Source organism: Paenibacillus albiflavus, assembly GCF_004344915.1.
Classification (GTDB): domain Bacteria; phylum Bacillota; class Bacilli; order Paenibacillales; family NBRC-103111; genus Paenibacillus_AM; species Paenibacillus_AM albiflavus.
In genome coordinates, this window is record NZ_SKFG01000004.1 from 154,359 (window position 1) to 166,751 (window position 12,393).

Sequence of the window (12,393 nt, forward strand, 5' to 3'; positions counted from 1 at the left end):
TATGGCTTTAATAAACTCAAAATAATTCATGAATGAGCATGTATTAAACCTGATTTACAGAAGGCTGGATGAAATTCATATTCAATTGGGATGATTGTGCAACTAAGTTAATCATGATTTCAGCCTCCTTTTCCTCAAATTTAGTCATGCTAGTGATGAAATTTACAAAACCGATTATATAACAGCTAATCTTAAATGTAAATAATTATTTTAAAAATTAGATGTATTCTGAATAAATGATTCCTCTTTCTCTCCAAATAGTTTAAAATTAAGATGTTCTTTGAGAATCTATCTCAGTCTATGAAAATAAACATAGAATAGATTCTGCTAGTCAAATTTGAGAGGAGAAGATCATTTTGGTGAAAAAGTTCAGTAAGATCTTAGTCACAGGTACGATCGCTTCGATGCTCATGGTAGGAGCAGTTTACGCAGCACCGCTGCAGCCGGTATCCCATGTGGATTGGATGCAGAAATCGCAAATTGTTGTAGGAGATGCAGGTGGAGATCTAGCATTAGATCGGGCAGTAACCTTGGCAGAGGCTGTGACATTCGTAGGACGCTTAGCTGGATTCCCGAATTTGAATGCTACGACTACAAACCCTCACTGGGCGGGAGGAGCACTGGAAACTGCTGTTAAGTTACAAGCGATAACCATGGATCAAGCCAAGCTTGCCGATGCACCTCTTTCTTCAAGTCAAATTAAAGAAATTGCAGTAAAGTTTAATGTCCAGCTCAATCTTGCTGACGGGGATACGGTGACTCGCAAACAATTCCTTGAGGCGCTGGGCGACGCAGCAACATTACATATTACGATCGGACATACGAATGATGTTCATGGACATATCACGGAGAATGTTGCCGGCAAGGAGTTTGGCTATGCCAAAATGGCAACGCTGATCAACGAATGGCGTAAAGAAAACCAGAATTTCCTACTGCTTGATGCAGGAGACACGTTCCAAGGAACGGTTTATTCCAACCAGTCTCAAGGTGAAGCGCTGATTCCGATTCTAAACCATCTTAATTATGAGGCGATGGCATCAGGCAATCATGAGTTTGATTTTGGCTGGGAACAAGTGATTAAGCTGAAGGACATGCTTAAATATCCAATGATTAATGCAAATACATTCAAAGAAGACGGATCGAATTTGCTTGAGCCTGTTCATTATGCAGAGATCGGAGGCAAGACATTTGCATTCCTTGGTTTCGTAGCTGAAGAGACACCAATCGTGACACATCCTGATAATGTCAAAGGACTGACTTTCCAGAATCCGGTTGAAGTAGCCAAGAAGCTCGTACCTGAACTGAAGAAGAAGGCGGATCATGTAATTGTGGTCTCACATGTTGGAATTGATATGGATCGTGAGATTGCGAAGAACGTACCGGGAATTGATCTAATTGTTGGCGGGCATTCGCATACACCACTGAAGACTCCAGAAGTAGTTAACGGCACTTATATTGTACAAGACTGGGAGTATGGCAAATCATTGGGCCGTGCTGACCTTTATTATTTAGGAGATAAGCTAGTAGCATTCTCAGGTGGCCTAAAGGAATATGATGAGTCGGTTGTAGCTGATCCAGAAGTTGAGAAGCTGGTTAATGTCGTTGCCTCCGATATCGATGAGAACCTGAAGGCAGTCGTAGCGAAGACTGATGTAGCACTGGATGGTGCACGTGATAATGTTCGCACGAAAGAGACGAATTTGGGTAATCTGCTTACAGACATTATGCTGAAACGTTCCAAGGAAATGCCTGGTTATGAAGCGGATGTCGCTGTAACGAACGGCGGTGGTATCCGTGATTCAATCGCTGCAGGGGATATTACGAAAAAAATGCTGTATACGGTATTCCCATTCCCGAACACCCTTACGGTTGTGGATGTTACGGGCAGCGATTTGAAGATTGCACTCGAAGGTGGGCTTAGCCAATTAGAGAAGAAGGGCGGCAGCTTCCCGCAAATCAGCGGTATGTCCTTCACCTATGATGTGAAGAAGCCTGTAGGCGAACGCATCATTGAACTGAAGATTGGAGATAAAGCTTATGATCCTGAGAAGATCTATCGCGTTGCTACGCATGATTTCTTAGCTGCTGGCGGCGACGGCTATGATACATTCAAGAATGCCAAGAAAAAAATGACGACCACAATCAATTTCTTTGACCTGATGGTTGAAGAGCTTGGCAAAATGGACAAGGTCGCGCCTAAAGTAGAAGGTCGTATTGTTGAAGTGAAATAATCATTTTTATGAGAGCGTCATACTTGTTATCAAGGTGATGCTCTTTTTTTGCTTTTTACAACTTCATAAAAATCAGGGTATACTATAAATAAATGTAAAAGTACGCTACTAAGGAGGGAATCAATTGGCTAATACGCATACGTACTCACGGAAAGAAGAGATTGCGAATGCGATCACGCATGGAATCGGCGCACTGTTAAGTGTTGCGGCGCTTGTGATCTTAATCGTGTTCGCTAGTATATATAGCTCGGCATGGCATGTTGTAAGCTTCACCATCTATGGAGTTTCCATGCTTCTGCTCTTTGTATCCTCGACGTTAGTTCATAGCTTTCCAGAAGGTAAGAAGAAGGATCTATTCGAGATTTTCGATCACTCCTCCATTTATTTGTTCATTGCAGGAACGTATACACCTATATTGTTCGTCGTCGTTCAAGGTGTGCTGGGTTGGACGATTTTCGGAATTATCTGGGGGACAGCTCTTGCTGGAGTCGCATTCAAAGCTTTCTTCACCAAAAGATTTCTGTTTCTTTCCACCATATTCTATATCGCGATGGGCTGGTTGATCGTCATTGCGTGGAAACCTGTAGCTGAAGGACTTGCAGGCGGGGGCTTAACTTTACTCGTGACAGGTGGTGTGCTTTATACACTAGGTACTATTTTTTATGTGTGGAAAGCGTTCCCGTACCATCACGCGGTGTGGCATCTATTCGTATTAGCAGGTGCGATTGCCCACTTTTTCATGATCCTGTTCTATATACTTCCCATTCCTGTATAGACTTTGTATTGTAAGGTTCGGCAGATTAAACAGTTAAGGGCGCCTGATCGAATAGGGCGCCTTTTCTTAAAGCACATCAGGGAGAGAAATTTATGACAATTGGAATAATTATCGCAGTTATCGTTTTGTTTGCGCTAGCGGCAGCGTGTTACATAATCGTTAGATATGCTTTCAACAGATTTACATTAATGAAAAGATCCAGCCATGAAGAGAACTTTAAGCGTATAGAGGAGGATGGATTGTATAGTAAGGCTGAGTTTGATGAGCTGGATAAAGAAGCCATTGAGCTTGAGAGTCATGATGGGCATAAGCTGAGAGGTTATTATGTGAATTGCCATCCAGAATCAAAGCGCGTCATTATTCTTGTGCATGGGTATACAGCTGCTTATTCCTGGATGCTGCAATTTGTTCGCCTATATCAGCGACTTGGATTTAATATTCTGTTCTTTGATCATCGTGGACATGGAAATAGCGAAGGCATGCATGCAACCTACGGCTATTATGAAAAAAACGATTTAAGCGCTTGGGCTGATTGGGTCGTACAGCGCAAAGGTGAGGATTGCATCATTGGACTTCATGGGCAATCAATGGGCGGGGGAACGGTATTGGAATACGCAGGCTTGAAGCGGCATGAGCAGCAACTTAAGTTCATTATTGCGGATTGCCCTTATTCCGACTTGACCAAGTTAATGGAGCATCAGTTAACTAAGCTTAACTCCCTCCCTAAATTTCCTTTTCTCATGTGGATTGAACAAATGACACATGTAAAGGCTGGCTTCCGAATAAGAGATATTAGTCCGATTCGTTCGATTAGAAATAGCGACGTACCTATTTTCTTCATTCATGGTACTGCAGACAATTTTGTTCCGACGTCAATGAGCGAAGAGATGTTTAGACAAGAACGCAAAGGCAAGAATAGATTGCTGCTCATTGAAGGTGCTGGGCATGCAGTAGCCTATGGCAAGGATAAAGAGCGGTATGAACAAGAAGTCGCAGCTTTTATTCAGGAGGTGCTCGGTCAAAATTTACTTTGTAATCGGTCTTGAGATGGATTTTATTCCAATCTATAGGACCTTTCCTTAAAATGGATGTTATTGTAGACTATGAATATTGCTTCATGTAAATTAGAGAAAGTTAATCGGAGGGAGTTTTGCTATGAGTACACAAACAGCACCTAGCTTATCGGTGTTTTTTCGCAATCGATTCGTTCAGGCTATATTAGTTTCAACTTTTTTTCTACAGATCGGAATTTGGGTAAGGAATTATTCTATTCTACTATATGTAATGGAAATGACGGGCGGGAACGCCAAAGCAGTTTCTTTGATTTCGGTAGCTGAGTATGCGCCAATCTTCATTTTCTCTTTCATTGGAGGCGCGTTCGCAGATAGATGGATGCCTAAGCGGACCATGATCTGGTGTGACATTTTGAGTGCGGTATCGATTTTTGGCGTATTAATCGCTATGTCTATCGGCTCGTGGCAGGTTGTTTTCTTCACGACGCTAGTGTCATCCATTCTGTCTCAATTCTCACAGCCTTCAGGAATGAAGCTGTTCAAGCTGCATGTACCTGAAGCCTTAGTTCAAATGGGGATGTCACTCTATCAAACAATGTTTGCTATCTTCCTCATTCTTGGTCCTGTTCTTGGTGCCTTCGTGTTTCAACGTTTTGGAATTATGGTAGCAATTGGAGTTATGGGCGTTGCATTCCTTCTATCAGCAGCAACTCTTACTTTCATCCCGAAGGATCGCAGAGAAGATACGGTGAAGAAAGAAACTCATATTTGGAGTGAAATGAAAGATGGGTTTAAATATGTGTGGAATAGCAAGATTCTTACGAAGCTAGGCGGCGCTTTTGTCGCTGCTGGACTTGCGCTTGGGATTATTAATCCACTTGGTATATTTATCGTAACAGAACGCTTGGGACATCCGAAGGAAGATCTTCAGTGGTTTATGATGACAGGCGGTATTGCTATGATCATAGGCGGTATTCTGGCGATGAGCTTCTCCAAGAAGGTTGCGCCGCAGAAGCTGCTGGCGTTCGGTATGTTTGTGGATGCGTTTATGTTTGTTGTAATGGGATATTCTGAAATATTCTGGTTGTCGCTGATTGCACAGTTTATAAGCTCTCTTGTACTTCCATGTATTCAAATCGGGATTAATACAATGATCTTGCAAAACACGGCGGAATCCCATTTAGGTCGCGTGAATGGAATCTTGAATCCACTTTTCATGGGCTCCATGGTCATTATGATGACGATGTCAGGCTGGCTTAAGGATTTATTCACACTCGTTCCGCTTTATTTCGCTTCGTCCGTCCTTTTCTTAATCGGTGTAATTGTGATTGCGCCGCTCTTTAAGCTTAAACCTGCAGCGCAGATCAATCAGCCTGCAGAACAACAAGCATAATACTACACAATAAAGCCTTTACTTAGAATCGCTAAGATTCCGACTGAAGGCTTTATTTGTGTCTAAAATAGCATTCGCAACTTAATTAACATAATATTTTGAATTTATGATCTAGTCTGTTAGTTTGCCTGATGATAAACTTATGGCAAGGATCAAATGCTGTTTACACAAGATTTTTTGCAGGAATTGCTAATCCAATCGTACAGAGGTGAACAGATTGAATCAAGTTAAATCTCGGGTTGCCTGCATAGGTGCAGTTAACTTAGATCGCAAAGCATCAGCGAAGCAGCCGCTTATTATTCATACTTCGAATCCAGTAAGCATGAGTCAATCCTGTGGAGGCGTTGCACGTAATATCGGGGAGAATCTTGTACGACTTGGCTGTGAGGTGACGATGTTGTCCTGCATAGGGGACGATGGGGAAGGCCGATATATTAAGGAGGAATCTATTGCATTAGGGATGCAAGTAGATTCGATTCGAACGCTAGAGCAAGCTCGAACGGGTACCTATACAGCGCTATTGGATACGAATGGCGAGATGTTCGTTGCTATGGCACATATGGATATTAATGATCTGATGACGCCTGAAATGGTAGATGAGATGTGGCCAGCTGTCGCTACAGCGAATGCGGTGCTGCTAGATACGAATTTTCCAGAGGCTTGTATTGAGCATATTATTGCGCGTTGTCATTTAGAAGGGATTTCGCTATATATTGATCCTGTCTCCACGCCTAAGGCACGCAAGCTACCAGATTTTTTATTTGGTGTAGAGGTAATTATGCCAAACCGAGATGAAGCAGAGACGATGAGTGGCCTACGGATTGATACGATTGCAGATTGTGAGGAAGCTTGCGCACGCATAAGAGCTCGCGGTGCACGGAATGTGATTATGACGCTAGGCGAGCAGGGCATCTATTGTTCTACACCTGATCGTGATACGCATTTGCCTGCAATGCATGTAGACGTAGTTGATGTAACGGGTGCTGGTGACGCATTTGCCGCAGGCTTAATTTATGGTGTTCTTCAAGGTAAGTCATTAGTCGATGCTTGCCGTGTAGGAATCGCTGCTTCTGCATTGACTTTGCAAACCGTTTTTTCTGTAAGACCTGATCTTAGTATAAATCAATTAAATAAACTTATAGAGGAGCCCGTACAATGAATTCCTACCTAACATTCACAGACGAAGTTAAGCATGCTTTAGCTAATCATCTACCTATTGTTGCACTTGAGACTACGATTATTTCTCATGGTATGCCTTACCCGCAGAACGTTCAAATGGCGAAAGAAGTAGAGCAAATCATCCGCAATCAGGGTGCAGTGCCTGCTACGATTGGTCTAATGGATGGTGCAATCAAGATTGGTCTGAATGAGCAAGAGCTAGAGCGGTTTGCAACAGACCCTTCCGTAGAGAAAGTAAGCCGTCGAGACTTTGCCTACTTATTGTCTACAGGACGTATCGGAGCAACAACAGTTGCAGGAACAATGATTGCAGCTCAGCTTGCGGGTATTCGTGTTTTTGCTACTGGTGGAATTGGCGGCGTTCATCGTGATGGAGAGGTCACTTGGGATGTATCTGCCGATCTAACAGAGCTGGCACAAACGAATGTAGCGGTTGTCTGTGCAGGAGCTAAATCGATTCTAGATATCGGTCGTACACTTGAATATCTGGAGACACAAGGAGTTCCGGTGGTTGGGTACAAGACGAGTGAATTTCCGTCATTCTACTCGAGAGAAAGTGGATATGGCGTAGACTTCCGTATGGATGAGCCAACTAAAGTTGCCCATTTCTTACATACGAAGTGGGAGCTTGGGCTGCAAGGGGGGGTTCTAATTGCGAACCCAGTGCCAGAAGCAGATGCGCTGCCATTCAAAGAAATTGAAGCTACCATTCTTCAAGCCATCGAGGAAGCGAAGGCCATGCACATCACAGGCAAGAAGGTAACACCATTCCTGCTTGCCAAAATTAAGGACTTAACTGAAGGACGCAGCCTACAAACGAATATCGCACTTGTGAAGCATAATGTGGAGGTTGCAGCGAAAGTAGCCGTTGCACTTCATCATCAGTATTCATAAGTAAAGCAAAAAAGAAGCGCAGACACAGAAAGCCGAGATTGAACACGGACTTTCCTTATGTCTGCGCTGCTGCGATTTTATCCTTCTTTTATCATATCGGTCTTCGATAGGGAATAGAGCTCAGCTAAATGCTTGTGCGACATCCCGAGTGTCTTAGGCACTAACATGTCAGAACGAGTCTTCAATCGGTCGTTCCCATCTGGATGAAGAACGGACATCAAGATTTTGAGATAGATTTGGGTCATAGAAGCGAATAATCCTTTAGGTAGATCCGTAACGGTAAAACCTAAGTGTTCGACACCACGATTAATCATGGTGATCCCGTATAAACCTTTGACATTCCGATATTTAGGATCGACTTCTATTTTATGAAGAATACGAGGGAAAGTATGCTGAGCTTGTCTGACCATTTGAGTGGCCAATCGTGTGCTGTTCTTGCTCTCAAGACTCATGCGGACTAACATTTTGTTATCAAAATGCAGTTCAGCAACGGTATCGCCCTTCACAAACATTTCGCCGTCTGATAGTGCAAGCGGCTTGGAACTGGTGTATTTGCGCAGCCTGACTTTAATAAAAGGATATTTCTCATTCACAACTCGAACACGGAATAACTTACAGAATAGCGCATCCCATGCAAACCACAGTTTGATGAGTAACCTTTTGGACCATCTAAGCTTGTTGAAAGGATTGTTGTAGGTTCTGTCCATCAGGTGATCAATTCGCACACTGGTATAGCCACGTGACTTGAGGTTCTCAATTGCTAATGCAAGACCATCTAGCATATTACGAGGCGCGCCTTCATCGGCACCTAGTGTATCACCGCTGTCGTGAAGCAGAATAATCGAACCTGGTTTAATATTCTTGATCAACCGGCGTTTGAGCTTTTCGACTCCGACCTTCTGGTTCCAATCACGCGGCATAACGGACCACAGAATGATACGATAATCTTTGCGCAGTGAGATGAAATCTCCTATATTAAGAATGCCCCAGGGTGGGCGATAATAAATGGGTCTTTCACCAATGATTTGTTCCACGATATCCGCAGTTCGTTCTACTTGCATTCGCTTGACTTTCCAAGGCGTCATAATCCAGTTTGACTTATGTGTATAATTGTGGATGCCAATTTGGTGTCCTTCATCATATATGCGGCGAATTAATTCGGGATATTTTTCTGCCTTGCTGCCTAGAACGAAGAACGTTGCTTTCATATTGTTTTCTTTGAGCAGCTCCAGCAACTCGGGTGTATAACGTGGATCGGGGCCGTCATCGAATGTAAATGCGATTTGTTTACTTTTAACTCCCTTACTAAAAACACCATAACCGAAAATACGGGTGATAAAATAGGGAACGAGCATGTAAATTGTAACAAATGGAAAAATTAAGATATTAATTAAATTTTGCATGTGACAGATTGACTCTCCCTTCAGGAATCATTCTAATTGTAACATTTGTAAGACACACTTGGAATAACAAAAAGGTAGTTTCCTAATGTTGATCTATTTTCACGAAATAGGTATGATTGGAATACAGTCAATAAGAAACGGATACAATGCCCTCGAAGGGTTGGACGTTTTTTTCGAAAGGTTGAGGATGATGGAAAGTAAACCGAGCACTTCAAATTTTATAAAAAATATTATTACCGAAGATCTGCGCAATGGAACGGTTAAAGAAATTGTAACGCGTTTCCCGCCAGAGCCTAACGGTTATTTGCATATTGGACATGCCAAAGCAATCTGCTTGAATTTTGAGCTTGGTGATGAGTTCAAGGGCCGTACCAATCTTCGTTTTGATGATACGAATCCTACGAAGGAAGATGTGGAGTACGTAGAGTCAATTAAAGAGGACGTAAAGTGGTTAGGATTTGAATGGGATGATCTATTCTTCGCATCAGACTATTTTGACGAAATGTACGAACGCGCCCTGTTGTTAATTCGCAAGGGTAAAGCTTATGTGTGTGATTTAAGCGCAGAACAAATGCGTGAAACACGCGGTACATTAACGGAACCAGGGAAGAACAGCCCTTATCGGGATCGTACGGTAGAGGAGAATCTTGATTTATTCGATCGTATGCGGAAGGGTGAATTCCCGGATGGTGCGAAGGTGCTGCGCGCAAAGATCGATATGTCTTCACCGAATATGAACTTGCGTGACCCTGCATTGTACCGTATTTCACATGCTGAGCATCATAACACAGGCAACAAGTGGTGCATTTATCCGATGTACGACTTTGCGCATCCACTTGAAGATGCTATCGAGGGTGTAAGCCATTCCTTATGTTCCCTTGAATTCGAAGACCATCGTCCGTTATATGATTGGGTGGTTGAGGAATGCGAGATGGAATCCCGTCCGCATCAATACGAATTCGCTCGTCTGAACATTACCAATACCGTGATGAGCAAAAGAAAGCTAAAACAGCTCGTAGATGAAGGATTTGTTGATGGCTGGGATGATCCGCGGATGCCAACTATTTCGGGCTTGCGCCGTAAAGGTTATACGCCGAATGCGATTCGTAACTTCTGCCGTGAGATTGGCGTTGCGCGCAGCAATAGCTTGGTTGATGAGAAGATGCTGGAGCATTTTATCCGTGAAGATCTAAAGCTGACGGTTCCTCGGACAATGGGTGTTATACGTCCGCTTAAAGTCGTGATTACGAATTATCCAGAAGGGCAAGTCGAGATGCTGGATGCGGAAGTGAATCCTGAGAATCCAGAAATGGGCATACGTCAAATTCCATTCTCACGGGAAATTTATATTGAGCAGGATGACTTCATGGAAGATCCGCCAAGCAAATACTTCCGTTTATTCCCTGGCAATGAAGTGCGCTTGAAGAACGCCTATTTCGTTAAGTGTGAAAATGTTGTTAAGGATGCAGACGGTAATGTAGTGGAGATTCATTGTACCTATGATCCAGAAACGAAGAGCGGCAGCGGCTTTACAGGTCGTAAGGTCAAAGGAACGATTCACTGGGTTGAAGCGACTCAAGCGGTACCAACAGAGTTCCGTTTGTATGAGCCGTTAATCTTGGATGAGAATGCAGATGGCGACTTCCTGGAGAATGTGAATCCGAATTCACTTGAAATTTTGAACGGATTTGTGGAGCCGAATTTGAAGGATGTTGCGGCAAACGATAAGTTCCAATTCTTCCGTCATGGTTACTTTAATGTGGATTCCAAGCTAACAAGCGCGGAGCGTATCGTATTTAACCAAACCGTATCCTTGAAGAGTTCATTTGTTGTTAAATAATTAGATAGATCAAATTTACGACCGTCCGATATCGATTAACGCTGACTATTAAATGAAGATCGGACGCTCATGAGGAGAGAACATCATGGGATTCGAGAAAAAAGTCATTTTAGTTGCATCCGATACATTTGGCAAAGGTGATCAACAGCTTGGTGAAACGGTGCTGGAAACCTTCTTCACGATTCTTAAGCAGCAGGAAACATTGCCGCATGCCGTGTTCTGCATGAACAGCGGCGTCAAAGCATTGACGAATGCATCGCTAGTTTCACTGCATCTAGGCGAATTGGAGCAGAAGGGCGTCGAGGTGCTGGCTTGCCGCACCTGTGTAGATCACTATGGCGTCGAATCCGATCTAGCCGCAGGCAAGATCAAAGGTATGAATGATTTCATTCAATTGGCATCTGAATACGAGGTAATAACTGTTTCGTAGATTGAATGAGATTGCTATATGGAAGCACCCCTAACGGTTAGCCGATTAGGGGTGCTTTTGCGTTGATAGCGATGCTGCTGGGCGGCGATGCGAACGCTGTCCAGCCGTGTTACCGAGCGAAAGTTTCAAACGCCTACCAAACCGCCAACCATGGCACCGAGCGCGATGCGGCAAGTTTGGGTACTTTTTCGGTAATTAGTTTCCGATGTTAGGAAATTTGTTACCGATCGCCCGTTGCGAGCACCGACCAACCATGCTACCGAGCGCGATGCGGCAAGTTTGGGTACTTTTTTCGGTAATTAGTTTCCGATGTTAGGAAATTTGTTACCGATCGCCCGTTGCAAGCACCGACCAACCATGCTACCGAGCGCGATGCGGCAACTTGGGGTACTTTTTCGGTAAATAGTTTCCGATGTTAGGAAATTTGTTACCGTTCGCCCGTTGCGAGAGCCCACCAACCATGCTGTTGAGCGCGATGCGGCAACTTTGGGTGCTTTTTCGGTAAATAGTTTCCGATGTTAGGAAATTTGTTACCGTTCGCCCGCTGAAGAGAGCCTACCAACCATGCTACCGAGCGCAAATGCATCAAAATGGTGCTTTTTCGCATTCTGTCAGCAATACAGCAACTTGTTTCCAACAAAAAACACACCCATGTCGTTCATTGACAGGGTGTGCTTCAAGCGTGCATAAGGTCATTTATTTTACAGGTTGCTCGATCGCATACAGGTAAGTCATAATCCCTCGGTTGCGTTCATTTCGGAATTCTTTGACCAGCTGCATCCCGAGTTTTTCTGCAACTCGTTTCGATATAAGATGCTCTGTAGGCATGTTTGCGCAGAGACGATGTAAACCTAGCTCTTCAAAAGCATACTTCATACAAGCCTCTGCAGCTTCTGTAGCATAGCCTTCGTTCCAAAAAAGCTTATGAATGATATAGCCCAGATCATATTCGATCTGACCGTCCAGCTCGATGCAATTGATTCCGCAATCGCCAATAATCATCCGTGTTTCTTTGGATACGATAGCCCATCTTCCGAAGCCTTGCTCTTCATAATTGTAGAGATTGTCTTCAATCCAGTCTCCAGCCTGTTCAAGTGTAAATGGTGCAGGCCAGAAGGACATGGTCATGGGATCAGAAAGAATCATATGAAGCTGTACGAGATCTTCAGGTACATACTCACGGATTATTAATCTTTCGGTTTCGATGATTGGAATTGCCATCACCCTCCCTACAA

The 12,393-nt window shown here is 43.5% G+C and carries 10 protein-coding genes; 8 read left to right on the forward strand and 2 right to left on the reverse strand.

Annotated elements, in window-relative coordinates:
- Positions 1 to 404: 404 nt before the first annotated feature.
- The 6 genes from E0485_RS07140 (at position 405) to E0485_RS07165 (ending at position 7,485) form a co-directional block, all read left to right on the forward strand.
- Positions 405 to 2,231 (forward strand): bifunctional metallophosphatase/5'-nucleotidase, encoded by a 1,827-nt coding sequence (locus E0485_RS07140; protein ID WP_132417417.1) that lies wholly within the window; start codon positions 405 to 407, stop codon positions 2,229 to 2,231.
- A 124-nt stretch (positions 2,232 to 2,355) separates the two neighbouring features.
- A complete protein-coding gene (gene trhA / locus E0485_RS07145; protein ID WP_132417295.1) occupies positions 2,356 to 3,006 on the forward strand; it encodes a PAQR family membrane homeostasis protein TrhA in 651 nt (216 codons plus the stop codon).
- A gap of 92 nt (positions 3,007 to 3,098) precedes the next feature.
- On the forward strand, positions 3,099 to 4,052 hold the full coding sequence (locus E0485_RS07150; protein ID WP_132417296.1) for an alpha/beta hydrolase: 954 nt from the start codon (positions 3,099 to 3,101) through the stop codon (positions 4,050 to 4,052).
- A gap of 109 nt (positions 4,053 to 4,161) precedes the next feature.
- On the forward strand, positions 4,162 to 5,412 hold the full coding sequence (locus tag E0485_RS07155; RefSeq protein ID WP_132417297.1) for an MFS transporter: 1,251 nt from the start codon (positions 4,162 to 4,164) through the stop codon (positions 5,410 to 5,412).
- A 217-nt stretch (positions 5,413 to 5,629) separates the two neighbouring features.
- Entirely contained in the window at positions 5,630 to 6,571 is a 942-nt protein-coding gene (locus E0485_RS07160) for a carbohydrate kinase family protein (RefSeq protein ID WP_165921103.1), read from the forward strand.
- Positions 6,568 to 7,485, forward strand: coding sequence for a pseudouridine-5'-phosphate glycosidase (locus tag E0485_RS07165; RefSeq protein ID WP_132417299.1), 918 nt, complete (start codon positions 6,568 to 6,570; stop codon positions 7,483 to 7,485). The genes E0485_RS07160 and E0485_RS07165 overlap by 4 nt, the downstream gene beginning before the upstream one ends.
- Before the next feature lie 77 nt (positions 7,486 to 7,562).
- Here E0485_RS07165 and E0485_RS07170 read toward each other — a convergent pair whose 3' ends face one another.
- Positions 7,563 to 8,888 (reverse strand): polysaccharide deacetylase family protein, encoded by a 1,326-nt coding sequence (locus E0485_RS07170; protein WP_132417300.1) that lies wholly within the window; start codon positions 8,886 to 8,888, stop codon positions 7,563 to 7,565.
- 190 nt (positions 8,889 to 9,078) lie between these two features.
- Between E0485_RS07170 and E0485_RS07175 the strand changes: the two genes are divergently transcribed.
- Together E0485_RS07175 and E0485_RS07180 are read left to right on the forward strand one after the other, a co-directional pair.
- Positions 9,079 to 10,728, forward strand: coding sequence for a glutamine--tRNA ligase/YqeY domain fusion protein (locus E0485_RS07175; protein WP_132417418.1), 1,650 nt, complete (start codon positions 9,079 to 9,081; stop codon positions 10,726 to 10,728).
- 85 nt (positions 10,729 to 10,813) lie between these two features.
- Positions 10,814 to 11,158 carry a DsrE family protein gene (locus E0485_RS07180; protein WP_132417301.1) on the forward strand — a complete coding sequence of 115 codons (345 nt, stop codon included), beginning with the start codon at positions 10,814 to 10,816 and terminating at the stop codon, positions 11,156 to 11,158.
- Between the two features lie 696 nt (positions 11,159 to 11,854).
- Here the strand turns inward: E0485_RS07180 and E0485_RS07185 are convergent.
- A complete protein-coding gene (locus tag E0485_RS07185) occupies positions 11,855 to 12,379 on the reverse strand; it encodes a GNAT family N-acetyltransferase (protein ID WP_132417302.1) in 525 nt (174 codons plus the stop codon).
- Positions 12,380 to 12,393 lie beyond the last annotated feature (14 nt).